Annotated in this window: 26 protein-coding genes and 2 pseudogenes; 5 read left to right on the top strand and 23 right to left on the bottom strand. The window is 59.6% G+C overall.

Features of this window, described 5'->3' with window-relative positions; genetic code table 11:
- Nucleotides 1-7 precede the first annotated feature (7 nt).
- The 21 genes from ACR0AO_RS09275 to ACR0AO_RS09175 form a co-directional block, all read right to left on the bottom strand.
- On the bottom strand, nucleotides 8-1,315 hold the full coding sequence (locus ACR0AO_RS09275; protein ID WP_480602778.1) for an amino acid ABC transporter permease: 1,308 nt from the start codon (nucleotides 1,313-1,315) through the stop codon (nucleotides 8-10).
- 1 nt (nucleotide 1,316) lies between these two features.
- Nucleotides 1,317-2,585: an amino acid ABC transporter permease gene (locus tag ACR0AO_RS09270; RefSeq protein WP_480602776.1), complete on the bottom strand. Its 1,269-nt coding sequence runs from the start codon at nucleotides 2,583-2,585 to the stop codon at nucleotides 1,317-1,319.
- 133 nt (nucleotides 2,586-2,718) lie between these two features.
- A complete protein-coding gene (locus ACR0AO_RS09265; RefSeq protein WP_480602775.1) occupies nucleotides 2,719-3,735 on the bottom strand; it encodes an amino acid ABC transporter substrate-binding protein in 1,017 nt (338 codons plus the stop codon).
- A 210-nt stretch (nucleotides 3,736-3,945) separates the two neighbouring features.
- Entirely contained in the window at nucleotides 3,946-4,653 is a 708-nt protein-coding gene (locus tag ACR0AO_RS09260) for an ATP12 family chaperone protein (RefSeq protein ID WP_480602773.1), read from the bottom strand.
- Nucleotides 4,654-4,657: 4 nt separating this feature from the next.
- On the bottom strand, nucleotides 4,658-5,329 hold the full coding sequence (locus ACR0AO_RS09255; RefSeq protein ID WP_480602770.1) for an HAD-IA family hydrolase: 672 nt from the start codon (nucleotides 5,327-5,329) through the stop codon (nucleotides 4,658-4,660).
- On the bottom strand, nucleotides 5,326-6,369 hold the full coding sequence (locus tag ACR0AO_RS09250) for an RluA family pseudouridine synthase (RefSeq protein WP_480602769.1): 1,044 nt from the start codon (nucleotides 6,367-6,369) through the stop codon (nucleotides 5,326-5,328). The genes ACR0AO_RS09255 and ACR0AO_RS09250 overlap by 4 nt, the downstream gene beginning before the upstream one ends.
- Nucleotides 6,366-6,746 (bottom strand): fluoride efflux transporter CrcB, encoded by a 381-nt coding sequence (crcB, locus tag ACR0AO_RS09245; RefSeq protein ID WP_480602768.1) that lies wholly within the window; start codon nucleotides 6,744-6,746, stop codon nucleotides 6,366-6,368. The genes ACR0AO_RS09250 and crcB overlap by 4 nt, the downstream gene beginning before the upstream one ends.
- 304 nt (nucleotides 6,747-7,050) lie before the next feature.
- On the bottom strand, nucleotides 7,051-8,376 hold the full coding sequence (locus ACR0AO_RS09240) for a replication-associated recombination protein A (protein ID WP_480602766.1): 1,326 nt from the start codon (nucleotides 8,374-8,376) through the stop codon (nucleotides 7,051-7,053).
- A gap of 111 nt (nucleotides 8,377-8,487) precedes the next feature.
- Nucleotides 8,488-8,625, bottom strand: coding sequence for a hypothetical protein (locus ACR0AO_RS09235; RefSeq protein ID WP_480602765.1), 138 nt, complete (start codon nucleotides 8,623-8,625; stop codon nucleotides 8,488-8,490).
- 3 nt (nucleotides 8,626-8,628) lie between these two features.
- Entirely contained in the window at nucleotides 8,629-10,014 is a 1,386-nt protein-coding gene (locus ACR0AO_RS09230; RefSeq protein WP_480602763.1) for a trypsin-like peptidase domain-containing protein, read from the bottom strand.
- 67 nt (nucleotides 10,015-10,081) lie between these two features.
- A complete protein-coding gene (locus ACR0AO_RS09225; RefSeq protein WP_480602762.1) occupies nucleotides 10,082-10,489 on the bottom strand; it encodes a hypothetical protein in 408 nt (135 codons plus the stop codon).
- A 20-nt stretch (nucleotides 10,490-10,509) separates the two neighbouring features.
- A complete protein-coding gene (locus ACR0AO_RS09220) occupies nucleotides 10,510-11,400 on the bottom strand; it encodes a DUF2950 family protein (RefSeq protein ID WP_480602761.1) in 891 nt (296 codons plus the stop codon).
- Nucleotides 11,401-12,711 (bottom strand): DUF3300 domain-containing protein, encoded by a 1,311-nt coding sequence (locus ACR0AO_RS09215; RefSeq protein ID WP_480602760.1) that lies wholly within the window; start codon nucleotides 12,709-12,711, stop codon nucleotides 11,401-11,403.
- A 118-nt stretch (nucleotides 12,712-12,829) separates the two neighbouring features.
- Entirely contained in the window at nucleotides 12,830-13,252 is a 423-nt protein-coding gene (rplQ, locus tag ACR0AO_RS09210) for a 50S ribosomal protein L17 (RefSeq protein ID WP_480602759.1), read from the bottom strand.
- Nucleotides 13,253-13,370: 118 nt separating this feature from the next.
- Nucleotides 13,371-14,387 carry a DNA-directed RNA polymerase subunit alpha gene (locus ACR0AO_RS09205; protein ID WP_480602758.1) on the bottom strand — a complete coding sequence of 339 codons (1,017 nt, stop codon included), beginning with the start codon at nucleotides 14,385-14,387 and terminating at the stop codon, nucleotides 13,371-13,373.
- Between the two features lie 114 nt (nucleotides 14,388-14,501).
- Nucleotides 14,502-14,891 (bottom strand): 30S ribosomal protein S11, encoded by a 390-nt coding sequence (gene rpsK / locus ACR0AO_RS09200; protein ID WP_170462414.1) that lies wholly within the window; start codon nucleotides 14,889-14,891, stop codon nucleotides 14,502-14,504.
- A gap of 14 nt (nucleotides 14,892-14,905) precedes the next feature.
- The gene (gene rpsM / locus ACR0AO_RS09195) at nucleotides 14,906-15,274 is read right to left on the bottom strand and encodes a 30S ribosomal protein S13 (RefSeq protein ID WP_480602757.1); all 369 of its coding nucleotides are present in this window, start codon (nucleotides 15,272-15,274) and stop codon (nucleotides 14,906-14,908) included.
- Nucleotides 15,275-15,477: 203 nt separating this feature from the next.
- Nucleotides 15,478-16,122, bottom strand: coding sequence for an adenylate kinase (locus tag ACR0AO_RS09190; protein ID WP_480602755.1), 645 nt, complete (start codon nucleotides 16,120-16,122; stop codon nucleotides 15,478-15,480).
- Nucleotides 16,119-17,483 (bottom strand): preprotein translocase subunit SecY, encoded by a 1,365-nt coding sequence (secY, locus tag ACR0AO_RS09185; RefSeq protein ID WP_480602753.1) that lies wholly within the window; start codon nucleotides 17,481-17,483, stop codon nucleotides 16,119-16,121. The genes ACR0AO_RS09190 and secY overlap by 4 nt, the downstream gene beginning before the upstream one ends.
- Nucleotides 17,484-17,592: 109 nt before the next feature.
- Nucleotides 17,593-18,066 (bottom strand): 50S ribosomal protein L15, encoded by a 474-nt coding sequence (rplO, locus tag ACR0AO_RS09180; RefSeq protein ID WP_480602751.1) that lies wholly within the window; start codon nucleotides 18,064-18,066, stop codon nucleotides 17,593-17,595.
- 182 nt (nucleotides 18,067-18,248) lie between these two features.
- Nucleotides 18,249-18,689, bottom strand: a complete 441-nt coding sequence (locus ACR0AO_RS09175) for a GFA family protein (RefSeq protein WP_480602748.1) — start codon at nucleotides 18,687-18,689, stop codon at nucleotides 18,249-18,251.
- A gap of 141 nt (nucleotides 18,690-18,830) precedes the next feature.
- On the opposite strand from ACR0AO_RS09175, the gene ACR0AO_RS09170 reads away from it, so the two are divergent.
- Complete coding sequence (locus ACR0AO_RS09170) at nucleotides 18,831-19,982, top strand: adenylate/guanylate cyclase domain-containing protein (protein ID WP_480602746.1); 1,152 nt, start codon at nucleotides 18,831-18,833, stop codon at nucleotides 19,980-19,982.
- 224 nt (nucleotides 19,983-20,206) lie between these two features.
- Complete coding sequence (locus ACR0AO_RS09165; RefSeq protein ID WP_480602744.1) at nucleotides 20,207-21,472, top strand: DEAD/DEAH box helicase; 1,266 nt, start codon at nucleotides 20,207-20,209, stop codon at nucleotides 21,470-21,472.
- A 55-nt stretch (nucleotides 21,473-21,527) separates the two neighbouring features.
- Here the strand turns inward: ACR0AO_RS09165 and ACR0AO_RS09160 are convergent, their stop codons facing one another.
- The gene (locus ACR0AO_RS09160) at nucleotides 21,528-21,743 is read right to left on the bottom strand and encodes a DUF1127 domain-containing protein (protein ID WP_480602742.1); all 216 of its coding nucleotides are present in this window, start codon (nucleotides 21,741-21,743) and stop codon (nucleotides 21,528-21,530) included.
- Between the two features lie 220 nt (nucleotides 21,744-21,963).
- Here ACR0AO_RS09160 and ACR0AO_RS09155 point away from each other — a divergent pair, with 220 nt between their 5' ends.
- Nucleotides 21,964-22,278 (top strand): IS66-like element accessory protein TnpA, encoded by a 315-nt coding sequence (locus tag ACR0AO_RS09155; protein ID WP_480603181.1) that lies wholly within the window; start codon nucleotides 21,964-21,966, stop codon nucleotides 22,276-22,278.
- Between the two features lie 44 nt (nucleotides 22,279-22,322).
- Here ACR0AO_RS09155 and ACR0AO_RS09150 read toward each other — a convergent pair.
- Nucleotides 22,323-22,448, bottom strand: a pseudogene (locus tag ACR0AO_RS09150) (IS3 family transposase); the annotation flags it as partial.
- 560 nt (nucleotides 22,449-23,008) lie between these two features.
- On the opposite strand from ACR0AO_RS09150, the pseudogene ACR0AO_RS09145 reads away from it, so the two are divergent.
- Nucleotides 23,009-23,580 (top strand): annotated as a pseudogene (locus tag ACR0AO_RS09145) (transposase); the annotation flags it as partial.
- 118 nt (nucleotides 23,581-23,698) lie between these two features.
- Nucleotides 23,699-26,551: a tetratricopeptide repeat protein gene (locus ACR0AO_RS09140; protein WP_480602740.1), complete on the top strand. Its 2,853-nt coding sequence runs from the start codon at nucleotides 23,699-23,701 to the stop codon at nucleotides 26,549-26,551.
- The last annotated feature ends 6 nt before the right edge of the window (nucleotides 26,552-26,557 follow it).

Here is a 26,557-nt window from a genome sequence, read left to right as displayed (position 1 = left end):
GCCCTCCTTAGCGATGGCCAGTGTGGAGCTTGCGCTCCAGATACATGGAATAACGGGACATGGAGAAACAGAAGATGAAGAACAACAGGGCGATGAAGCCATAGAGTTCCCATACAATGCCGTTCCAGTTCGAGTCCGCGCGAATTGCGGTGGACAGACCCAGCGGATCCAGAAGTCCGATGATCGAAACCAGCGTGGTGTCTTTGAAAACACCGATAAAGGTCGACACGATACCCGGGATCGAGATCTTGAGCGCCTGAGGCATGATGATCAGCCGTTGTGCCTGCCAGTAGTTGAGGCCAAGCGAATCCGCCCCCTCGTACTGGCCGCGTGGCAATGCGGCAAGGCCACCCCGGATCACTTCGGCCATGTAAGCGGCCGAGAACAGGGTCACCATGATCAGCACCCGCAGGATGATGTCAAAGTTCGTGCCGGGCGGCAGGAACAGGTTCAGCAGGGTCGACGCCACGAACAACAACGTGATCAGCGGCACGCCCCGGATGAACTCGATGAAGCCCACGCAGAGGTATTTGACAATCATCAGGTCTGACTGACGGCCCAACGCAAGTACAATCCCCAAAGGCAGAGAGCAGGCGATGGCCACAACACCAATGGTGATCGACAACATGAAGCCCCCGAATTGACGGCTTGCGACGGGCTCAATCCCGATCGGGATGGTCGAGTTCATGGCACCTACGAAATAGCCCGAGATAATCAGCCACCAGATCAGTGACGCAGCAACTGCGAGAATGATACCCACCAGACTGCTCATCGCCTTGCTGACGAAGGTATAGACGGCCCAGCCGATGACAAAACCCAGAAGTGCCGAAATCGGCCCCCAGATCGTTCCACCCCAAAGCAACCACGGGAAAATGAACGGGTACAGACCCGAGAAGATCAGAAGCTTGGAGGGCACTTTGTCCGCGAACAGGACCGGCGCCAGCGCGACACCCATCAGGATGAAGGCCGCAATCGGACGCCAATACAGTTCTGATGGATAGAATCCCACGATCAGTTGGATCCAGCGTTCGTGAATCACACCCCAGCACGCGCCGGCATAGTGGCCTTCACGGCCCAGCGCGTGCAGAATCTCGCGGCATTCCGACAGCGACGTCGCATCCCAGGTGGGCGAAATCATCCACGGGATCAGACCCATCAGCACCTTGTAGACAAAATAGATCGACAACAGCGTCAGCGCCGAGTTGAACCAGTTCGAAAACAGGTTGTGGCGCACCCAGCCGATGACACCAACCTCTGAGGCTGGCGGCTCCTTCTCGGGGAGCATTTCGGTACGGACATATCCAATGTCAGACATCTTAACGCTCCTTCAGCTTCACAGATTCATTGTACCAGTTCATGACCGCCGAAATGGTCAGCGAAATGGCCAGGTACACCAGCATCAGCAGCAGAACGCATTCCAGCTCGCGACCGGTCTGGTTCATCGTGATGCCACCCAAAGTGCCAGTGATATCCATGTAACCCACGGCAATCGCCAGCGATGAGTTTTTGGTCAGGTTCAGGTAGTTCGAGATCAGCGGCGGGATGATCACGCGCAGGGCTTGCGGCAGGATCACCAGATTCATGATCTTGTTCTGACGCAGGCCCAGAGCCGACGCAGCTTCGGTCTGACCCTTGGATATGGCCATGATACCTGCGCGCACGATTTCCGCGATGAAGGCCGCAGTATAAAGCGACAAAGCCAGCCACAAAGCAATTAGCGAGTTCCGCATATGCGTGCCGCCATTGAAGTTAAATCCCTTCAATTCGGGATAACCCAGGTGGAACCCCAGCGCGAATAGCAGGGCACCGACCGGCACCACGACCACTGCCAGACGCTGCCACCAGGTCACAGGACGATCGCCGGTCAATTCCTGAATGCGATCAGCGCGGTGTTTGATCCAGTTGGACACCCATAGTCCCGCCCCCAGGACGACCAGGAACGCTATCAGATCAAGGCTGACATCAAAGCGCAGGCTTGAATTGCCGAACAGGTGGACATCGCCCAAACCGTTCGAGAACAGGAATTCCGGTACATAAACGCCGCGATTGGTCACGGCCACACTGTCGCCCAGCATCATGCTGGCCTCGGGGTTCTCACCCCTGAATGCTCTTGGCGCGGGTAATGTCTCGATCAGGATCGCCATGATGAACACGATCCAAAGCAGAACGGGCACGTTGCGGAACATCTCGACATAGACCGTCATCAGCCGTGCGACGATCCAGTTATGCGACAGGCGCAGAACACCGATGATCACACCCAGGATCGTAGCTGTGATACAGCCAAGGAACGCAACCACAAGCGTATTGAGCAAGCCCACTAGCGCGGCCCTCAGGTGGGTGTCGCGCGACGTATATTCCAAAAGACGCTGGTTGATGTCATAGCTGGCCGGTTCACCGAAGAACCCGAACTCCACCGGTTTCCCCAGCGCCGCCAGGTTGTTGACTGTATTTGAGATAATCCAGGCTGCCAGAAGCATGAAACCGATCAGTGCGATGACCTGAATGGTCGCTGAGCGGTACCGCGTATCGTAAAGGAGCATGGACAGCCGGAACTGCTCCTTTGGCGGGTCAGTGAGAGTCGTCATGACCTATGTATTCCCCGTGACATCCCGGTTTTTTTGTCAGGCAGGGTTCTTCCCTGCTCCCATTGGCCGGGTCTGTTGTTTTTTATGGGTGCAAAAAGGGCGCAGGTTATACTGCGCCCTTTCCGCGTTGCAATTAACGGAACGGCGGTGCGTACAGCAGCCCGCCTTCGGTCCACTGGGCGTTCAGACCGCGCGCCAGACCGATCGGAGTGCTTTCACCGATGTTCTGGGCAAAGATTTCACCATAATTGCCGCCAACAGCAATCGCGCGCCTGGCCCATTCGGCGTCCAGACCCAGCATCTCGCCCAGAGTACCTTCGGAACCCAGCAGACGGTTGATTTCCGGGTTGTCGGTGCCGGCAGCCATCTCTTCGAGATTGGCCGAAGTGATGCCCGTCTCCTCGGCCGCGATCAGAGCGTTCAGAGTCCAGCGAACCACATCACCCCACTCGTGATCGCCGTGGCGGACCAGGGGGCCGAGCGGCTCTTTCGAGATGATTTCAGGCAGGATCGCATGATCCGCAGCGTTTTCAAACGTGGCACGGGTTGCGGCCAGACCGGACGCGTCGGTGGTATAGACGTCACAGGCGCCAGCCAGGTACTGCTGTTGCGCTTCGGCGTTGGTTTCGATCGGAACCGGCTCGTAGCTCATGTTGTTGATGCGGAAGAAATCCGCCAGGTTCAGTTCGGTTGTGGTGCCGGTCTGGATGCAGACGGTCGCACCGTCCAGTTCCTTCGCCGAGCTTACGCCCAGTGCCTTGGGAACCATGAAACCCTGACCGTCATAATAGTTGACGCCCACGAATTCGAACTTCAGGTCCACGTCGCGGCTGAAAGTCCAGGTGGTGTTGCGGGCCAGCATGTCGATCTCGCCCGAAGCCAGCGCGGTAAAGCGTGTCTTACCAGTGGTGGGAATGAACTCAACAGCAGTCGGATCACCCAGCACGGCGGCAGCCACAGCGCGGCAGACCGCCACGTCGAAGCCTTGCCATTCACCATTGGCGTCGGGGCTGGCAAAGCCTGGTACGCCGGTGGCGACGCCGCAGTTCAGCTTGCCGCGCGCCTTGACGTCGTCAGCGGTGCCTGCGGCAGCTGCGCCAGCAGCCAGACCGGCAATCGTCGCCGCGCCCAAGATTACGGATTTTTTCATTTTTACCTCTTCCTGATTTTCCACCTCTCTACGAGGCGGTTCTACCGGCATTCCCATATGCCGCCAAGGTTACCCAAAAGGTCTCTCCCCTTTAGTGGGCACGAGTTTGGTCGCATTCATCAAGAAACGTCAAGACCAGTATAAGGTAAATCGATGGAGCTTCGCCCCTTATTGACCTTGGGTAAATTAATTTTACCCACACGCACGGGCTTAATCCGACACATCGTAGAATCGCTTAGCGTGCAGAAAGGCAGAACGTTTCACCTCTGCCTGCGCCCGCGCTTCGTCATCGGGACCCCACTGTTCTTCCTGCCATAGTTCATCCAAACGTGAAATGCGCCAAATCTCATCCGGATCGCGCCAATTCCACGCCGCCGAGAATCCGAGAATCAACGAACCCGACAAGCTCACCAGATCGTGAAATGCGGCCAGCTGGAATTCGTTCATGCGATGAACCTTTTTCCTGAGCGCCTCCTGCCCGGCGACGGATTGCGGCTGGTGAACGACGCCGGAAACCGGATTAAGTCTCACCCCGAGATTTTCCTCGGCCCAATCAAGGGCAGGATCCCATTGTTCGGCCTGTCGCGCGACCAGAGTTTCCGGATGTTCGGCCCGATAGCACAGCAAATCCGAATCGCCATAATCGGCCAGCATATCTGCAACTTCGCCATGCTGATGGCGCACCTTGTCAATCGCGGCATTTGCCGAACGGGTGAAAGGCATCGTATTGGGATCAATTGCGGTTTCCTGTGCGTCCCATTCCACGGCCACTGCCTTTGCCATATCAAAGGTCGGCATCACCAAAGCTGCCTTGGCCGGTGTTTTCACCCGCCGCCCGTCGAGTTCGACGGCAAACCCGTCTTCTTCCTCGACCACAACGCTTTGTTTCCAAAACCGTTTCGGTTTCCAGTCACTCATGTTTTCAGTTCCAGAGTTTGTCCAGGACAGGAGAAAGTTGGTCGAAGCTGTCGATGACCCGCACGGCTTGCGAAAGGGCCGAACTGTTGTGATATCCCCAGCTTACGCCAACTCCGGTCACGCTGGCCGCCCGGGCCATTTCCATATCAAAACTGGTATCACCGACCATGACGGTCGCATCGGCCCCAACCCCGGTTTCGCGGCGCGCTGCATCGATCATCGAAGGATGAGGTTTGGACGGATGGTGATCCGCGACCTGACGGGTGACGAAATAGCCGGCCAGTTCATGCGCTTCCAGCAACGCATCCAGCCCGCGCTGAGATTTCCCGGTCGCCACACCCAGCAGATATTCGGGAACCGAGTGCAGGTTTCGCAGCACCTCGACAGCGCCCGGGTAAAGCGGCGAGCTTGCCGCGCCCTGCGCCAGGCGGTTTGCGTGATAGGCTTCCTTGTAGCCTTCGACAAGATTGTGCTGAACGTTCGCCGGTTGCCCGGGCGCCAGCCGCGCCATGGCCTGCGGCAGCGACAGCCCCACAATCGACAGGGTTGCGGCACGATCGGGTACCGGCAGCGACAACGCATCGAATGCGGCATTCATGGCCGACACGATGCTGCCCTGACTGTCCACCAGCGTGCCGTCCACATCGAACAGGATCAGCCGCAAAGATCCGGTCATTGCAGCTCCTCGAACGGGTCTTCGGCGGCAAGGTCTTCGGTCCAGCCGAATGTGTCCCAGCTTTCTTTCATATGATCCGGCAGGTCTGCGGCAATTGTCACCGGCTTGTGCGTTACCGGATGCTCGAACGAAAGCCTGCGCGCATGCAGGTGCAGTTTCTTGGAGATGATACCGCCCAGTTGCGCGCCCCAGCCATCGCCGAGATTTTCCTGCCCGGACCCGCCATATTTTCCGTCCCCGATAATCGGGTGCCCGATGGCCGCCATATGCGCGCGCAGCTGATGGGTGCGGCCGGTCACCGGTTCCATCGCAACCCACGCGGCGCGCCCGGCGACGCGATAGAGCGTGGCATAAAGCGTATGGGCACGCTTTGCCCCTGGCGTTGCGTCGATCTCGTTGAGGTGCACGGCGATCATCTTTTCGCCCTCACCCTGTTTGCCATGGCCTGGCGCCTTGACCAGCCCGGTCTTGATCTCGCCCAGATAGGGGGTCGGTACGCCGGCCACCAGCGCCCAATAGATCTTGCGCGTGTTGCGGTGCCGGAAGGCGGCGGTCAGCCCTTTGGCCGCCTCACGCGTGCGCGCCATCAAAAGAACGCCCGACGTGTCCTTGTCCAGCCGGTGTACCAGCCGGGGTTTTTCGTCATAGCCAAAGCATAGCGCCTCGGACAGGCCGTCCACATGCCGCGTCTGTCCGCTGCCGCCCTGCACCGGCAGGCCCGCCGGTTTGTTGAGCGCCAGAATATGGTCGTCGCGATAGATCACGCAGGACTGTATCATCCTGGCATCCGCGTCCGAAATACGCGGCCTGGGCGCTGGCGGTTTCCGGTCGGCATCCGGCAGCGGCGGCACCCGCACGACCTGCCCGGCCTCCAACCGGGTCGAGGCCTTGACCCGCCCGCCATCGACCCGCAACTCACCCTTGCGGCACATCTTTTCGATCCGGCCCTGCCCGACATGCGGAAATACCCGGCGCAACCAGCGGTCAAGACGCTGATCGGCGTCCTCTTCGCCGATGGTGATCATCTGAACGCCGCTCATGCCCAAAGCCCCCGCCCCAAAACAAGTCCCGCAAACAGTGCCGCCAGTGACAAGATCACCGACAGCCCGACATAGAGAACCGCATACACCACCGCGCCGCGTTCATAGAGCGTCACCGCTTCAAGCGAAAAGGCCGAGAAGGTCGTGAACCCTCCCATCATCCCGGTGACGACAAGCGGGCTGAGGTGGTGCAATCCGCGATGCGCCGCCGCCACCACGAATAACCCCATCAGAAATGAACCGATCACGTTGACGGTGATGATCGCCACCGGAAATTCCTGCGGACCAAGCGCACGCATCACGCCCACACCCGTGAGATAGCGGAGCGTCGCCCCGACCGCGCCGCCCAGCGCAACATGCAGAACCGAAGAAAACATGCGCGATGCTCTCGCGCGCGCGGGCGGCGAAGTCAAGAAGGAAGCGCCGGATCATCCCCGACACCCTGGTTGTGTTTAAGTGCGTTGCGCCCTGCAACAGCCCCCTGAAAGTGGTCCGCCCTCCGGGATGAAAATTTCCGGAAATTTCGAGGATCGGCGAAGGCCGGGAATCCGAACGGCCGACGTGAGCGGGGATATCAACGGGTCCCCGGCGTCGCACATCCGATTGCGGGCTGGTTCGAAAAATCAGCGACGCAGCTCCGAGTGAGGGCACGTAATGGAAACCGTCACCGGCTGTGCATCGTCACTCCGAGCCGGAGTTTCGTTCTTCGCGGAGCCTCGCAAAATATCGTGCCCTTTTGGCAAGTTCCCGCTCGAAACCTCGCTCGACAGGCTGGTAGTGGGTCGGTCGCCTCATCCCCTCCGGGAAATAGTTTTGTCCGGAAAAGGCATCAGGCGAGTCGTGATCATACTGATATCCTTGCCTGAAGCCCAGATCCTGCATCATCTTGGTCGGCCCGTTCACGATACTCAAAGGAGGCGGGAGCGAGCCGCTATCTCGCGCATCCGCACGCGCAGCCTTGTGGGCGACGTATCCGGCATTCGACTTCGGCGCCAACGCCAGATAGATGGCCGCCTGCGTCAACGCCAGATCTCCCTCCGGGCTACCCAGCCTTTCATATGTCTCCCACGCGCTCAGGCAGACACGCGATGCCTCCGGATCGGCCAGCCCGACATCTTCCCATGCAATCATAGTGAGGCGTCGCAGAATGAAACGCGGGTCCTCACCGCCTTCAAGTGCCCGATTGACCCAGTATATCGCCGCCTCGGGATCAGACCCTCTGATCGATTTCTGAATGGCGCTTGCCAGCGCATAGTGATTTTCGCCGGCGCGATCATACTGTGCGGCCCGACGGCTAATTCGCCTTGCAACATCATCGGCGGAATAGGTTGATCCCTGCGGCCAGGAGAGAACGTTTTCGACTGAGTTCAACAGCGCGCGCCCGTCACCATCTGACATGGAACACAGGCAGGATTTCGCCTCATCCGTCAATGGCAGTGCCTGGTCGGTCATTTTCTCAACACGCGACAACAGACCAGCGAGCGCGCTGTCACTAAGCCGCTCAAGCATCATAACCTGGCATCTGCTGAGAACCGCTCTGTTGACGGTGAAAGATGGGTTTTCCGTGGTTGCGCCACAGACAATCACAGTCCCATCCTCCATGACTGGCAGCAACGAATCCAGCTGGGCCTTGTTGAAACGATGAATTTCATCAATGAACAAAAATGTGCCTTGCCCGACTGCGCCTCGATCCCGGGCAGCCTGGAAAACCTTTTTCAGATCGGCGACTCCACTGAATATCGCGCTGATCTGTTCGAAATGAAGTTTTGTTGCCCGCGCCAACAGCCGTGCGATAGTGGTTTTGCCGACGCCTGGCGGTCCCCACAGAATTATCGAAGATACCCGGCCAGCCGCCAGCATAGACCCTAACGGTCCCTCCTTCGACAGCAACTTCTCCTGACCAATTATGTCGTCGAGGCTTTCCGGCCTCAGCAAGTCCGCCAATGGGCGTGTATTGGTTCTGCTGTCTGTGTCTACATTCGCACTGGGTTGACCAAAGAGGTCCATATGTCGCCCCACTTATTTTCTGCCGCCAGTAAACGGGGCTTCGTGGAAGTACTCAGCATCCTCAATAGTCGTTGTTGAGGTGATGTAACAGGTTTGTCTGTGACCGGAGAGCTATGGCGCTGCGTCCAGCCCCAGAACCTTCACCTGCCCGATCACCTCGTCAGGCGATCCGGGCCGCAGCCGGTAGGCCAAAGGCCGGTGTGGCGCGGTCAAGGCTTCGCTGGTGCCTGTGTCGAGCAGACCAGACATGTTTCAGACCCTGAACCGCAGCGACACCCATTGCCCGCGCCGCTGCAAGTCGATGCGGATCCGGCGCCCGGTGTCTGCCAGGGCCCGGCGCACATCTTCCGGGCGCAGAACTTCTTCGCCGTTCACCGCGCCCAATATATCGCCGGGCTGCAACCCCGCCCTTGCGCCAAAGGGGCCGGGATCAAGCACCACTACGCCTTCAAGCGACAGCGGCAGACCCAGACGGGAAATCACCGCCGGATTCAGGCGCGCCACCGTCAGCCCCGGCAGCACCGTTCGCTTGTCCAACACCGTCTCCTCGGCAGACGGGGTGTCGGGAGCATCGGTCATCGCCACCTCGATCTCTGCCCGCTCGCCACCGCGCAGGCGGCTCATTTTCGAAACACCGCCAATCCCGGTCACCGACATACGAAATTTCATCTCGGAGGGCGAATTGACCTCTTCCCCGTCCACATGGGTGATCACATCTCCCACCCGGAACCCGGCCTTCGCGATGGGGCTTTCCGGGTGCAGATCGGAAATCACCACGCCTTCAGGCAGCGCCAACCCCAGGGACTCGGCGATATCGGCGTTCATCGGCTGGCCCGCCATTCCGGCCCAGGGACGCACGAAGGTTTCGTTGCCACTGCGCGCCTGACGCAGGAATTCCGCCACCAGATTGGCAGGAATGGCAAAGCCGATCCCGTTCGAGCCGCCCGAACGGCTGAGGATAGATGTATTGATGCCGATCAGATCGCCATTGACGTCGATCAGCCCACCGCCGGAATTGCCCGGATTGATCGGTGCGTCGGTCTGAATGAAATAGCCCCGTGCGTTCCCGGTCGCCGTCCCCGACCGCGCAAGACCCGAGATAATACCCGACGATACTGTCTGCCCCACGCCGAACGGGTTGCCGATGGCCAGCGCCAGTTCGCCCACTTCGACGTGATCGGAATCGCGCAGCTTCAGGAACGGCAACCCCTCGGCGTCCTGCAACCGCAGGATTGCGATATCGCTTTCTTCGTCCCCCAGCACCACCTCGGCGGTGAATTCGCGCCGGTCCGTGGTCACGACCTGAATTTCCGAGGCCATACCGACAACATGATAGTTGGACACCACATAGCCGTCCCCGGACAGGATCACTCCGGACCCCAGCGAGTTCTGCACCCGGGGCCGTGGCACACCGAAATCACCGCCAAAGAAGTCGCGAAAGAACGGGTCGGAGAACAGCGGGTTCGCGCGCCCCTGGCGGATGATCTTGGCATAGATGTTGACGACCGCGGGCGAGGCCTGTTTGACGACCGGCGCAAACCCCATCGAAATCTCCGCCTGCGATTGCGGCACCCGGGTTTCAGCCGCAACCATCGACGCAGAGACATATGAAAAAGCGATGAGTATCAGGCGGAGCATCGTCAATCCCGTTTACTGGTTTTCAATGGGATATGCGGCCATGTCGGCGTGAATGCAAGCTTGGCTCTCAGCCCTTGCGGCGCAGGAACTTCAACGCCGACCAGTCCGCATCGACCGCGCAGACCTTCACGTCCACCCAACCCAAAGGCAGGATCGCGGCGCGCAGATCGTCCTCGGTGATACCGGCATGCAGCTTCGAAGACTTCTTGGCCCAAGACACCCAAAGCATCCCGCCCTCGCGCAGGCGGGCGATCTGATCGGAAGCGGCCCGGGCCACGTCCTCTTCGCCATGCACAAACAGATGGGCGGCATCCGGTTGCACGGCATCGGCTGCAAACGCCACATCGGTGGCATCCGAGACAAGCTGCGGATAGTGTTCCGGCGGGTTCACGACACGGACAGTCCAGCCCGGCTTGAACCCAAGTTTACGCGACAGGGGTTTGCCGGAATAACCGGCACTTTTTGTGTTCGTCATATTGCCCGTTCGCTGTGTGCCTATTCGACAGGGGACCAGTCCGCGCCGGGATCGTATGCCTTCAGTTCGGCAGTCAGATCCAGCGTATCCGGGCCGAAATCTGCCTGATACACAACCCCGTTCTCGCCGACGACAAAGCTGTGGATGCCCGTTTCGCCGTATTCGGCAGGTACCGCCAACATTGCGTGACCGCCCACAAGGTGATTGCCGGCAAGATAGGAATAGGCGCCTCCGGGCGCATGCGGGCCCTGCTCGTGCAGGATCGTGAAAACATAGCCCATAAACGCGTCGGGTTCGTAATCGGCGTCGCCATCGCTCCATCCCGACATGGCCGCCCGGGCAAGGGCTGCGCCGACATAGCCCTCGCCATCGGGCCAGAACAAGCCATTTCGTTTGCCCGGGTCCGAAATGATCTGCCTGGCGAATTCCATTACGCCGTCGCCGTTCTGATCGACCAGCCGGAACGCGGCCTGCAGATCGACATAGGCGTCCAAAAGCTCGACCACATCCAACTCGTTGAACCCGATCCGGCGCGCCGCGATTTCCTCGAACCCGGCCTCGACGTCAAATTGCCAGCCGTCATCGGTCCGGGCAATCGGAATCGGAAAGGGCCAGCTGTCCTCGCCCAATATGATATCGACGCCCTCCCCATCGGGCTGGAACCGATAGCCCTCGGCATACATCCGCAGAACTTCGGCCCGGTTTGCGGCGTCCTCATCGGGATCGCCGGAACTAAGCAGGTCCCGAGCCTCGTCACCAAAGATCCCGATGACCCGAGCCTGATCCTCGGACCTCAAAGCGGCGACAAAGGCGTCGAGCGCGTCTTGAGGGGTCGGAAACGTTTCGGGGGCGGCAATCGCCGGTCCGGCCACGATGAAAGCGGCAATCGCCGTGCAAGAAATGATACGCATTTAACCTCTCCGCTTTCCTTTGGACGCATGCCCGCGCTGCGATGCTTTCCGGGTTGATTTCCCGCCGCCCTGTTTCTTCATCGCCGCCCCCTTTTGGGCCGAAGGTTTGCGCTGTGTCGCCGCTTTCTTCGATTGAGGTTTCTGCGCGTTCTGCCTGACGGGCTTTGTCGCAGCCGGTTGCTGTTTGGTGCGATCAACAGCCCGTTGTTTCGCCGCGGCCTTGTCCCGGTCGGCAGCTCCCCGGTCGATCTGAGGTTTTTTTCCGTCGCCGCCACTCCGGTTGGACAGGGCGCCACCCGCCACTGCGCCGGCACCCACGGCTGCAGCCGCAGCGGCGGCACCGTCGCGGCTGATATCCGCGGCACCGGATTTGGCCGTCAACTTGCTGCGCAATTCATCCGTGCGGCCATCCTGGCGATCCACCGGCATCGTGCCGGGGCGGCCTTCGGGGCGCTGCCGGTTTGCGATCTTGTCCTTTGCCTGATCCTGGCGGTCGGGGTCGGGTTTCCACCCAACGTCTATGTCGTTGCCGATATTGACATTTCCGTCGACATCTATGTCGATGTCAGGATTGCGGATGATCGGGCCACCACCCCAGCCGCCGCAATTCCCGCATCCCCAGTATCCATACCAATCATCATCGTCATCGAAGATCTCATCGATCAGCGCCACCGCCCCGAATGTCAAAAGCGCGGTTCCGACAATGTCGCCCGTAGAAGGGCCGGTATAAACCGTGGCCGGATCGTATTGCGGCACATAGACCGTCTCGGGATTGGTTGGCACAATGGCGATCGTGTCATCTTCGGCAACCTCGACGGTTTGTTGATCGCCTGAAATCAAGGCCCCGGATTCGATAGCCTGGTCGCGCATGACCTGGACCGCGTCCATCACGTCGTCGGATTGGGCCAGCATGGCGGTGCCCATGGTCTCCGTCCAGTCGATATGGGTCGCCATCTGGCCCACGATCTGCGGAAATGCCGTCGCGAGCACCGCAACCGAGGGGTCCCACCCCATCGCGTCGATTTCCGCCTCAAGCTCAGTCGAGTTGCGTTCGACATTGTCCAGCAGAAACCGTTCGGCCTTGACCACTTCGAGCGGCTGCGTGGCCGCGACGAGTATCTGAATGAGCAGCGTATCGGGATAGAGCGCGACCGGGGCAACAAGCGTCTGAAGCTCGGCATCGGTCAACAACTCCGCTGTCTCGCCCGCAGTTTGCTGATCGTCCTCCTCCGGTGCCGCGGTCGTTTCCTGTGCATGGAGCGGCGTGGACACAACCAGCGCCATGGCGGTGAAAGCAACTAATCTAAACATATCAAGATCCTTCAATTCGTCGAAGGATCACCCAGGTCACCGATTCGGGCAAGACCACGGCAAAGAAAAACCCCCGCGCAAATCACGCAGGGGTTTGAAAACAATAGATGTTTTGTACTTATTCTTCGTCTGCGCCCTCTTCGGAAGCAACGCGGGCCTTGTCAGCCGCGCCTTTGGCGTCGATGTCACGATCAACGAATTCGATGATCGCCATCGGAGCCATGTCGCCATAGCGGAAGCCAGCTTTCAGGATGCGGACATACCCGCCCTGACGTTCGGCGTAGCGTGGGCCCAGAACTTCGAACAGCTTTGCGACGTCCTTGTCTTCTTTCAGCTGCGATGCGGCCTGACGGCGGGCATGCAGGTCGCCGCGCTTGCCCAGAGTGATCAGTTTTTCGATGATCGGGCGCAGTTCTTTTGCCTTGGGCAGAGTTGTTTTGATCTGCTCATGCTCGATGAGCGAGCCAGCCATGTTCGCAAACAGCGCCTTGCGGTGCTCATGAGTCCGGTTCAGGCGGCGGTAACCACGTGCGTGACGCATTTTCTAGTTCCTTCTTTCGCGTTTTGCTTTGTCTGGCCGGCGATGCGTGTCACCGGCTCTCCTTGGGGCGGAAGTGCCCATTTGGTCCCCGGCAGCCCGGGCATTGGGGAAGACGCGCTTAGAACGCGTCTTCGAATTTCTTCGCCAGATCTTCGATGTTGTCGGGTGGCCAGTCCTCGACATCCATGCCGAGGTGCAGACCCATGCCGGACAACACTTCCTTGATCTCGTTCAGCGACTTGCGGCCGAAGTTCGGGGTGCGCAGCATCTCGGCTTCGGTCTTCTGGATCAGGTCGCCGATATAGACGATGTTGTCGTTCTTCAGGCAGTTTGCCGAACGGACCGAAAGTTCCAGCTCGTCCACTTTCTTCAGCAGCAGCGGGTTGAACTCCAGACCATCGTCTTCGTCCTGGCGGCCAGCCGATTCCGGCTCGTCGAAGTTGACGAAGATCGACAGCTGATCCTGCAGGATGCGGGCCGCAAAGGCCAGCGCGTCTTCCGGGGTGATCGAACCGTCGGTTTCGATCTTCAGGGTCAGCTTGTCATAGTCCAGAACCTGACCTTCACGGGTCGGCTGAACGTCATAGGCAACCTTCTTGACCGGCGAATAGATCGCGTCGATCGGGATCAGGCCGATGGGTGCATCTTCCGGCTTGTTCTTCTCGGCCGAGACGTAACCCTTGCCGGTGTTGACGGTCAGTTCCATGAACAGGTCGGCGCCATCATCCAGGTGGCAGATGACGTGATCGCGGTTCAGAACCTCGATACCGGCGCTCTCACTGATGTCACCAGCGGTGACAACCGCCGGACCCTTGGCGTTGATCGACAGGCGCTTGGGGCCTTCGACTTCCATGCGCAGGGCAACCTGCTTGAGGTTCAGGATGATGTCGGTGACGTCTTCACGCACGCCCGCGACCGAGGAGAACTCGTGCAGGACGTTGTCGATCTGGACGCTGGTGATGGCCGCGCCCTGCAGCGAGCTCATCAGAACACGGCGCAGCGCATTGCCGAGGGTCAGACCAAAGCCACGCTCCAGCGGCTCGGCAATCATGGTCGCCTGACGCGCGGGATCGTTGCCCGGCTTGCCATCCAGCTGGGTCGGCTTGATCAATTCTGCCCAATTCTTATGGATCATGTAATCCCTCCATTCCTGTCCGCGCCCCATGACCAACAAGGTGCAGACGCCCGAGGTTCAAAATGACGTGCTGGGGCCGTGCAGAAACACAGCCCCAGCTCAATTCAAAATCGCTTAGACGCGGCGGCGCTTCGGCGGGCGGCAGCCGTTGTGGGCAATCGGGGTCACGTCGCGGATCGACGTGATGTTGAAGCCCACGGCAGCCAGCGCGCGCAGTGCCGATTCACGGCCCGAACCGGGGCCCTGAACTTCGACTTCCAGCGTCTTGACGCCATGTTCCTGCGCCTTCTTGCCTGCGTCTTCTGCAGCCATCTGAGCGGCGTAGGGTGTCGATTTCCGCGACCCTTTGAAGCCCATGGTACCGGCAGACGACCACGAAATGGCGTTGCCCTGTACGTCCGAGATCAGGATCTTGGTGTTGTTGAAGGTCGAATTCACATGGGCGACGCCCGATGCGATGTTCTTGCGCTCTTTGCGCTTGATGCGTGTCTTGTCGCGTGCCATCGGTCAGACCCTCCTTACTTCTTCTTGCCCGCGATCGGCTTTGCGGGGCCTTTGCGGGTACGAGCGTTGGTGTGGGTGCGCTGACCGCGAACCGGCAGGTTGCGGCGGTGACGCAGACCGCGGTAGCAGCCCAGGTCCATCAGACGTTTGATGTTCATCTGCGTTTCACGGCGCAGGTCGCCTTCGACGGTGTAGTTGGCGTCGATATGCTCGCGGATGGCCAGAACTTCGGCATCCGACAGTTCATTGACGCGGCGGGCCGCGTCGATGCCCACGGCTTCGCAGATCGCGTTCGCCGAGGTGTTGCCGATACCGGTGATATATGTGAGGGCGATAGGTACCCGCTTTGCAGTCGGGATGTTTACGCCGGCAATACGTGCCACGTGTCACTTTCCTTTTCGTTGCGGTTCCGTAACTCCAGAACCTTTTTTCACAACGCTTGACCATGGCAGTGTGGCCAGAGGGTCCAGCATCATTTTCGAGGTGGTCCAGACAAACGGAACGAATCCCGCCTGCGTGGTTGATTCCCATAGGGGATGGGGGTCGATATGGGCTTTTGGCGGGGGCGTCAAGCCCCTACCGGAGGTCAACCCAGCACCGCCTCGATCGAGGCGGTGACTTCCCTGATATCTGCCAGTCCGTTGACCGGGCGCAAGTCGCCCTTGGCATAGTAATAGCCGATCAGCGGCGAAGTCTTCTTGTAGTATTCCATCAGGCGGGTGCGCAGGCTGTCTTCGTTGTCATCAGCGCGGCGCACGAATTCCTTGGCCTCGCCGCAATTGGTACAGACGCCGTCGGCGGGGATCGGCTTGGTGATGTCGTTATAGACCTCACCACAGCCCGAACAGGTGGAACGCGCAGTGATGCGTTCGACCAGCGCGTTGTCGTCCACCCGCATCTCGATCACGGTGTGCAGCGACTGGCCCAGCTTGGCCAGCAGCGCGGCCAGTGCGTCGGCCTGGGACAGGGTGCGGGGGAAGCCGTCAAAGATGAACCCTGCGCCCGTCTCGGTGGTCAGCTTCTCTTCGATCAGGCCGATCACGATCTCATCGGTGACCAGCTTGCCGGCGTCCATGATGGCGGCGACTTTCTTGCCCATTTCGGTGCCCGAGGTCTTGGCCTCGCGCAGCATGTCGCCGGTGCTCAGCTGCACCATGCCGCGTGTATCGACCAGGTGACGCGCCTGCGTCCCCTTGCCCGCCCCCGGGGGGCCGAGAAGAATGATGTTCATCTACGAGAAGGTCCCTTCCTGTTACGTTTTTTCCCCTTACCACGCAGCTGGGACTTTTCGATCAGCCCTTCGTATTGATGCGCCAACAGATGGCTTTGCACCTGCTGGATCGTGTCCATGGTCACCGAAACGATAATAAGGACCGAGGTGCCGCCGAAATAGAACGGAATGGCGAACTGACCGCGCAGGATCTCGGGCAGCAGGCAAACGGCGGCCAGATAGGCCGAACCCAGAACCAGCACCCGGTTCACCACGTATTCCAGATATTCGGCGGTTTTCTTACCCGGACGGATGCCGGGAACAAAGCCGTTCTGCTTTTTCAGGTTATCCGCCACGTCATCCGGTTTGAACGAGACGTTGAACGTGTAGAAATAGGCGAAGAACACGATCATGGACGCGAAGAACAACAGGTAGAGAGGTTGGCCAGGCCCAAAATTTGCCAGCAGCCAGGACATGATCGGCCCGTTTGCGGCGCCTGACGAAAACGTCGAGATGGTCACCGGCAGCAGCAGCAGCGAGCTGGCGAAGATCGCCGGGATCACGCCTGCGGGGTTGACCTTGACCGGCAGGTGGCTGGAGCCGCCCTCGTACACCTTCATGCCGACATTGCGGCGCGGGTACTGGATATGGATCTTGCGCAGGGCGCGTTCCATGAACACCACGAAAGTGATGACCACAATCACCATGACGATCACGCCGACGATGACGGCAGGGCTGATGGCGCCGGAACGGCCCGATGCAAAGAACTGCGCCAGGGCGGCGGGAACCTCGGCGATGATGCCGACAAAGATGATCAGCGAGATACCGTTGCCGATGCCGCGCGCGGTGATCTGTTCACCCAGCCACATCAGGAACATGGTGCCGCCCACAAGCGTGATCATGGTCGAAAAGCGGAAATAGAGGCCCGGATCTGTGGCCAGATCGCCAGATTCCAGCGAAACGGCAAGGCCATAAGCCTGAACAGTGGCCAGCGCCACGGTGCCGAAACGGGTATACTGGTTGATTTTCTTGCGGCCCTGCTCACCCTCTTTTTTGAGCTGCTCGAGCGCGGGAACCATAGATGTCAGCAGCTGCACGATGATCGAGGCCGAGATGTAGGGCATGATGCCGAGGGCAAAGATACCCATCCGCCCCAGCGCCCCGCCGGTGAACATCGAAACCATGCCGCCGATGCCCTGCCCCGCCTGCTCCATGAATTCGCGCAGCGCCTGCCCGTCGATCCCCGGCACCGGAATGAAGGTGCCCAGACGATAGACGATCAGCAAACCCAGCGTGAACAGGATGCGGTTGCGCAGATCGGTGGCTTTGCCAAGGGCGGACCAGCTTGTGTTGGCCGCCATTTGTTCTGCTGCTGATACCATAAATCGGTCTCTCTTATGAAAACACCGCCCGGAACCGTTTTCCGGCTCGGGCGGCGTCTTGGAAAACTCTGAGGTCTATGTAAGCGGGTCTTTGCCCGCTCACAAGCGCTTACTCTGCCGCAGCAGCTTTTGTGACCGTCAGCGAACCGCCCGCTTTCTCGACCGCCTCAACGGCAGCTTTCGAAGCACCGGTCACTTCCAGGTTCAGCTTGGCAGACACTTCGCCCTTGGCCAGAACGCGGACACCATCCAGCTTGCGGCGCACCAGACCCGAGGCAACCAGCGCATCCTCGGTGATTGCGGCCGAAGCGTCGAGCTTGCCAGCGTCGACGAATTTCTGGATCAGGCCCAGGTTGATAACGGCGAATTCCTTGCGGTTCGGCTTGCTGAAGCCACGCTTGGGCAGGCGCTGGTACAGCGGCATCTGGCCGCCTTCATAGCCGTTGATGGCCACGCCCGAACGGGATTTCTGGCCTTTGATACCGCGGCCACCCATTTTACCTTTGCCAGAACCGGGACCACGGCCAACGCGAGTGCGTTTAGGTGTGGCGCCAGGATTGTCGCGCAATTCGTGCAGTTTCATATCGCTTCTCCTAAGCCGGATATGACCCCCGAAGCGTGATGGGCCAAACACGGCGTTTCTTGGTTTTGATTCTCGTGTGCCCTCGGGGCCACCGGGGGCGTATAGACGCAAGCGCCGCAGCAATCAAGAGGGCGGCAATCCCGTTGCCGCCCTTGCAGGGTTTTTTGCCCTTATGCCCGGTGTCAGGACGGTGTCGGCCATTCAAAGTCCGGACGCAGGCTGTCATAGACCGGGCGTCCGTCATCGGGTTTGGCATAGCCCTTGGTTTCGTCCCAAAAGGCATGATAGGTCGCCGCCGGAAAACCCGCCACGTCGTACCCCATTACATTTGGTACCGCGACGCGAATGCGTCCTTCCTTGTCGTCCAGCATGATCGCCGCCCCGCATTCCTTGCAGGTGCACAATTCCAGCGGGCCGTCGGGGTTGTCCTTGTTGAATGGCTGCCGGTTCAGCAGTTCCGGGTGGTCAACCGCCAGATCGCCATGGCGGAAAAACGCGACATGGGTGGTTTGCTGTCCTGTCACCGACTTGCAGACATTGCAGTGGCAGGTGTGATTGTCGATCGGGGCGCTGTCGGTATGCGTGTGAACATGATCGCAACCGCCATCAAGAGACTGAGCCATAAATTCCCCCTTTCAATGATTTGCGAAAACTGCCGGCAAAACTGGCCGTCGATTACGTAGGGTAAAGCTATCACAGGTCGGTGATTCCCGGAATTCATTTGCAAAATCGGCCAGGGCGCGTTTCCGTGCTATTTTTCCGGCATGAGCTGGAATCATCAGGTCATCACCAACTGGCTTCTACAAACCGGTGCCACCCTGACCGATCTGGATGCCCTGATCGAGGGGCTGGGAGCGGAAATGTTGCGTGCGGGGGCACCTGTCTGGCGTATTCGATTGGCCATGCGTACGATTCACCCGCTTGCGGCCGCCGTCAGCGCCATCTGGAACCGGGACGCGGATCAGGTCGAAGCCGTGCAAAATCCGCACGGGCTCGAACAGCGCAGCGGTTATGTCGGCAGCCCGCTGGCGCGGATCTCAAAAACCGGTCAGCCGTTGCGGAAAGACCTTACGCGGCTGCAACAGGACGACCATTTGGTATACCACGAATTGCACGCGCAGGGCGCAACGGATTACTTTGGCGTCCCGCTTCGATGCGGCGACCATCTGTCCGGTATACTGGTTATAGCGACAGACCGGGCCGGGGGGTTCGAGGACGCCGATATCCGGGGCATCAAGGCGATCGCGCTTGCCCTTGCCCCGTTATCCGAGGTCCATCGCCTGTCGATCCTGTCCACAGCGGTGACGGCGGCCTATCTGGGCGCGGGCACCAGTCGCCGCGTGCTAGGCGGCGAAATCACGCGCGGCCATATCGACACTATCGAGGCGGCGATCCTGATCAGCGACATCCGGGACTGGACAGGGCTGAACGCCCGGCTTTCGGTGCAGGAGACTGTGACACTGGCCAACCGGTATTTCGAGGTGATCGACGCCGCAGTGACGGCCAATGGCGGCGAGATATTGAAATTTCTGGGCGATGGCGTTCTGGCGGTGTTTCCGTCGGAAGCGGGCCGCAGGGCGGCCTGTGTCCGCGCCCTGGCGGCGGCAAGATCCGCGCGCGAGGCCGACCTGCCGGACAATCTGGAATTCGGAGTCGGCCTGCATTTCGGGCGCGTGCTGTATGGCAATGTCGGATCGACAGGGCGGCTGGATTTCACCGTTCTGGGACAGGCGGTGAACATCGCGGCCCGGATCGAGGCATTGTGCGCCGAAACCGGGCGGCCCGTTCTATATTCCGCCGAGTTTGCCGAACTGTTGGGCGGCGGCCACGACCGGGTGGGAGAATTCAGCCTGAAGGGGTTGGAGCGACCCGCGCTGATCTATGCCCCCGGCCCCATTGCGAAACCATCATGTTGACAAGCGGGTGAATTACCACCATATGCCCCGCTGTGCCTTGTCTGCGGCGTGAGCAGACCGCGCGACCGAAGTATTTATCGTATCCGCGCAGCACCTCATCTGAATCACCACTGATACCCAGATCACGCGGGGGTCGGCGCCATGACGCAGCCGCAGGCAATCCGGCCGGGCAGCAGAGCATCGCGCAACCACGTAACGCAACGCGGCCCCGCGTGGGTCGTGACATGTCATTTTGCGCGGCTACACAAGGCCGCCCCGCCGAAAAGGAACGGCTTTTGGACTTTACCATGCTGGGGCTTACGCCCCGCCTTATCACCAATCTTGAATCTCTGGGCATCTCAGAACCCACCCCGATCCAGAAACAGGCGATCCCGCACGCGTTGAACGGGCGCGACGTCATGGGTCTGGCGCAAACCGGCACCGGCAAGACACTGGCCTTTGGCCTGCCGGTCCTGATGTCGCTGATCCGGCAGGAAGGGCGCCCGGCCCCGAAAACCGCGCGCGCGCTGGTGCTGGCACCGACACGGGAACTGGCAAAACAGATCTCGGATAACCTGCGCGCCTATGCCGAACGTACCTCGGTGCGGGTCGATCTTGTGGTCGGCGGCGTGTCCATGGGGCCGCAGATCAACCGGCTGAACCGGGGCAGCGATATTCTGGTCGCCACGCCGGGCCGTCTGATCGACCTGCTTGAGCGCCGTGCAGTACGGCTGGACGAGACCCGCTTTCTGGTGCTGGACGAGGCCGACCAGATGCTGGACCTCGGGTTCATCCATGCCCTGCGAAAAATCGCGGCGTTGCTGTCGGACGACCGCCAGACCATGCTGTTTTCCGCCACGATGCCGAAGCAGATGGCCGAGATCGCCGCGGCCTATCTGACCGACCCGGTGCGGGTTGAAACCGCACCTCCGGGCCGTCCGGCGGACAAGATCGCTCAGGGCGTGCATTTCGTGGCGCAGACCGAAAAGACCGGCCTGCTGATCGAGATGCTGGACCAGCACCGGGACGAACTGGCGCTGGTTTTCGCCCGCACCAAACATGGCGCCGAACGGCTGATGAAAACGCTGGACAAGGCAGGTTTCGCCGCTGGTGCGGTGCATGGCAACAAATCACAGGGCCAGCGGGACCGGGCGCTGAAACAGTTCCGCGCCGGCGAGCTGCGGATTCTGGTGGCGACCGACGTTGCCGCGCGCGGGATCGACATTCCGGATGTGCGCCACATCTACAATTATGATCTGCCGAACGTGCCCGACAACTATGTCCACCGCATCGGCCGCACCGCGCGCGCCGGGCGCGATGGTCGCGCCGTGGCTTTTTGCGCCCCGGCCGAGATGGGCGAACTGCGCGCCATTCAAAAGACCATGGCCCGCGACATTCCGGTGATCGGCGGCACGCCCTGGGCCTTTGAAGACCCCAAAAAGGATTCGCGCAAACCGCAGAACCAGCGGCGCAGGCCCAACCGGGGACGCCCTCGCAGGAAAGCCGCCTGAACGAAAAAGCGCCCCGGATCGGGGCGCTTTTTTTGCGAGTGGCGAGTGTGGGAAATTACGAGCAGTAGACGTGTTTCCGCGTGATGTCCGCGATGTCGCAGCGGCGAATGCCGATGTCGTTCAATTCGCGGTCGGTCAGACTCTGAAGCTCGGAATAAGTGCGGTTGTATTCAGCGGCGCGGGCGCGGGACAGCATCACGTTTTCGACAAACGCGCGGATGTGTGCGCCGAAAGAGTGGCCGGAATGCGAGATGTTCAGCGTATGTGCCATGTCTTGTTCTCCTTTCAGAATGCCAGGGCGTATTCCCCGGTGCGTGTCGGGTTCCTGTTTTGGACAGAGGACAGATAGGTGCAGCCGTTCACGCCAGCAATCGGTGTTTCGGTCTATCCGGTTTGCGTTTTTTGCATGGCCGGTGAATTGGAAAGTGAACATCCGGCGAAGACACTCTATGGGTAATCGGAAGAAGCGGGAGACTTGTCGGCAATCGTCTATGTCGGGTGTTTCTGTGGCCCAGGTTGCACAGCGCTACGCGGTGAACGCCATTCCGATTTTCAAGTGGCTGCAGGACCCGCGATTTGCACCAGATAGGAATGGCGTTTCGGCCAAGCCTTTGTTCTTGCCAGAAGAGATTGGTTCCGAAGTTTCGGGATCCGTTGACCTGATGCCTGCCTCTGTCGAGCCGGTGCTTGCGCCGACGTCCTCTGGCCGGATCGAGATTGAACTGGCGGGTGGGCACAGAATTCGTGCCGAGGCTGGGTTTGATCCCGAGGTTCTGGCGCGACTTCTCAAAGGGATTATCCATTGATCCCGGTGCCGAGCGACACACGGGTGTGGCTGGCAGCAGGCGTGACGGGCACGGTCCGACAACCGGGCCGGATCAGCCCGCTTCGCCAGATGTTCACAATACGTGGAAGGGGCAATCGGCAGGACAGTGCAGATCGGCTCGACCCCATGCTCGCTGTGATGCATGTCGATGAGCTGGCGAGATTGCTTGCATTGGGTGGCGTTCAGAACGAACAAAGCCGCCCTGGGGCGGCTGGTTCGACAGTGCTGGTTGCGGGAGCAGGCAACCGCCGTTTCCTACCTGCCCTCTCCGCAATCATATAAACCCATGATAGCGCATAGCTAACGGCAACTTTGCGCAGGAAGCGCCCTTTGCAAACTCGGCCGTTTGACGTAACTGGCCGAGGGTTTCTGCTGCGGCGCAGCCCGCCGTTCCGGTCGTTCGCTGCGGCTGCGAAGTTTTGGAACCGGTGAACTTACAAAATGCCGGTCTCTCCTGCTGTTGTTCAACCGACCGTTTGCTGACGCAGCATCCACTCGTAATTGCAGAACGCTCACTGCTGCGTTGCGGCCGATGTCGCCGGACCGGTCATTTAGAGCCGGTCTGAGGGGAGAAGTTCAGACCGTCCTTTCAATTGCGTGATTAGTGAGATGCTGTAACGAGGCCTGCGTCTGGCACGACCGTTGCCACTTGTCAGATCATCACCGCGTGGTCGCCATTCCCGTATTGTCCCCAGGTGGAGGATGACCGGATGAGACTGTATATTGGATTGGATGTAACTCTCGCTAAGACCGCGATTTGCGTGATCAGCGAGCATGGTGAGATAATCAAAGAGGCTGAGGCGACGAGCGATCCCCAGGTTCTGGATCGTTGGCTGGGTGATTTGGTCCACGACATCGTCGCGATTGGCTTTGAGGCTGGCCCTAGGTCGCAGTGGTTGCATCGAGGGCTGGCTGAGTTGGGTTTAGACGCCGTGAAACTCGCCAGGTGAAGGATGCGTTGCAGGCTATGCCAATCAAGATGGATCGGCGAGATGCTGAAGGCATTGCTCGTCTGCTCCATCTTGGCTGGATCCGCCCTGTTCATTGTAAATTCATCTCCGCTCAGGAAAATCGCTCTGTACTTGGCGCTCGAAAAGCCATTCAGCAGAATATGATCGCCTTGGAGATGTCGGCAAGAGGACTGCTACGAAACTTTGGTCTCGAGGTAGGTGCCATCTCTCGCGGTAAATTCGAGGCTCGCATCCGCGAATTGGCGCAAAGCAACCTCATGCTGGAAACCGCAACAGAACCAATGCTACGCGGCAGCGCTCTTGTACAGCGCAGCACTGAAGATGCAGCGCTCCCATAGGGGGAAAACCATTTCAATACCACAATTTTACCTATTGAGGGCTTATTCCGGTGTAATATGAAGCAAAACGCGACTGAATGAGGCTTGGGCCATGCGGAAATTCCTGTTACTTCTAGCGGTGCTTTTTGCCGTTGCTTGGTCGGCGGCAGCCAATGCGGAAGCCTGGACGTCCGAAATCAACGAGCATGACCGCCTGACCTCTATCGCGCTGGTCGAGGGCGAGCGATCCATCATGTTTGCCTCGATCCATCAGCCGAGTGCTCAGTGGCGTTTGTCCTTTCTAATTCCCGGGATTGCGGATGGGGAACGGGTGTCGCTGATCATTCGCGAACTCGACGGCGCACAGACCGTTATGAACTATGAGCCGGGAAGCTATCTTGTCACCGAAGACGCCATGCCTGGCGTGGCAGGGATCAGCGTGACACTGACGCCGATCCTGCGCGAGCTGATGTCAAAAGGGGTCTCGATTGATGCGACCTTCGGCACGCGCTATTACACGTTTTCGCTTTTGCAGTCGTTTGTTGTGGAAGATTTGATTGCCGAACTCGAAACGGACCGGCTTGCTTTACTTGATGACATTCAGCACGGCGCCGCTCAGGCAGAGTCCGACTGCATGCAAGCCGCCATGCGCGGTGAAGGCATGATCATTGATTGCGCTGAGACGGTTGAGATCGCCGCAGTCAACCCGAAGCGTGTGGACGAATTGCTGGATGTGGTTTCCTGGAACGAGTGTCGGTTAACGGACAAGGTCAGTCAGCGTTTGCTTCCCGGCGTTGGGTTTGATGATCCCGGTGAAATCGACGCGATCACTGCCCGTCTGTTCTATTATGACATGGCCCGCCTGCGGCCCACGCCCTCTGGCGGCGCGGTGCTTGAGGTTTTCAGCGGACCCTGCCCGGCGCGCTCCGAAGGGCCCAGTCTGACCGAACAGCTTTTGACCGGTATCGCGGAGTTCAACTGCTCTGTAAGCCGGGGGCAGATGGATGAAATCGCCCGTGATCTGGGTATTCACCTTGCTGAAGTTAACGGGGTTCTGCCGTACCTGCGCAATGATGGAAGCCTGGTCGTCTGGGATGGCGGCACGCAATTCACCATGACTGAGGACGCGTGCAGCGCCTATGGTGGGCAACACGAGATGCAGCACGTCTCTGGCAATGCGCGGCAAACCCCACCTCCCACAGACATCGCCACAAGCGCGCCTTGTCAGAAAACCACGGATGCTGATGAGCGTGTCGCGGCGTGTACGCGCAATTACAAAGCCGCCGAAAGCCATAGCCGTGTTTTGGAAGCGCTGTATCTGCGCGCAACAGCCTATCAGGAACTTGGGTTCCCGGATCTCGCCCTTGCGGATCTGGAAGAGGCCATCGAAAAAGGTGTGTTCGATTTGATCGGCCCTGACGACACAGCCGAGGTCCTGATGGCCAAGGCGCAAGTACACAGCGATCTCGGGCAATACGACGACGCCATCGACGCCTATAGCCGCATTATCGACCTTAACAATTGGGAAGAGGCCCGATTGGCGCGGGCCGACAGCTATGTCGAAACTGGCGCGTTGGAGCTTGCGCGGGATGATCTTGCGCATGTGGTGTTTTCCGTGAGCAGCAGTGATGAGGCGCGCAGCCAGGCAGCCGACATGATCAAAGCCCTTTCGTTGACCAAATACCCGTTCCTGACGCCAGATGAAATCGTGCGTGAATTGCTGTCAAAACCGCTTGCCGAGACGCTGAACAGCCAAAACCCGTATATGTTCAACATTCTTGCGGGCGCTCTCGATTTCGCAGAAACCCAAAACGTCACTTCCGTTTATGATCAGGTGATTTTGGGCGGTAGTTCTGGCGTTCCAGAGGTGTTGTCCATGTCGACAACAGTCCTCGATGTACAAGGGAGCACCGCGTCTGTTTCGACAGAGATCCGTTCCGCAGCAGGTGTTCGACAGCTCCATTTTTTGTTCTCGCCGCAGGATAGACTATGGAAGTTGTTCGATGTCCTCAGCGGTGACGACAATTTACTGGACGAAATCGATGCTGCGGTCACCGGGACTGATGCTCCATCCACATCAAACCAGACGTCCGAAACCGCAGATGTCAAATCAGCCGTCGCCAGTGAGATAATACATGATTGCGATTGGTTCGCAGCGCATCCCGCCGACGCGGAAGCTGTTGTTGCTGCGGGTGTGCCATATGACGACATTATCGCCGAACAGGCCATTCGCGTTTGCGAACAGGCCAACAGCGATTACCCGGGCACGGCGCGGTTCCATTTCCAGCTTGGTCGCGCCTATGACAAGGCCGGGCGCTATGGCGATGCGCATCGCGAATACCGCGCTGCGGCTGATCTGGAATATGCCATCGCCATGAACAACATCGCATATCAGTTTCGCCACGGCGAAGGCGTGCCCCAGGACGCAGTGCGGTCGGCCATCTGGTACGAAAGAGCCGCCGAAGCCGCCCACGCCCCGGCCATGAGCACGATCGCCAAGATCTATGCCAACGGAACAGGCTTCCCAAAGGACGTGGCGCGTGCATTGCACTGGTTCACTATGGCTGCGCGGTTCGGTGACGCGTCTGCCATGAACACGGTCGGCCATTACCACTGGAACGGCATTGGCACGGTAAGAGACCTCAACACAGCGCGAGAGTGGCTGGAGCTTGCGACGGAAAAGGGCAACGCCATAGCGCCTTACAATCTGGCAATCCTTCATGATGAGCCGAGCCTGTCCGGGCAGCGGAACGCGGCGAAGTCCGCCCGCCTTTTGCTGCTTGCAATCGCGCGGGGAAATCAGACCGCCTATGAGTCCATGTCCGAACACTCACGCAACTGGAGCAGCGACACGATGAAAGCTGTGCAAGCCGAACTGCGGGATCGCGGTTTTTATTCGGGGTCACTGGACGGCAGGATTGGACCGCAAACCATGGCTGCGGTGGACAGGGTGCGCGACGGGTAATCCGCG

This window comes from Ruegeria sp. AF8 (genome assembly GCF_056541825.1).
The sequence above is the reverse complement of the archived record's forward strand: the minus strand, read 5'-3'. Positions and strand labels throughout refer to the sequence as shown.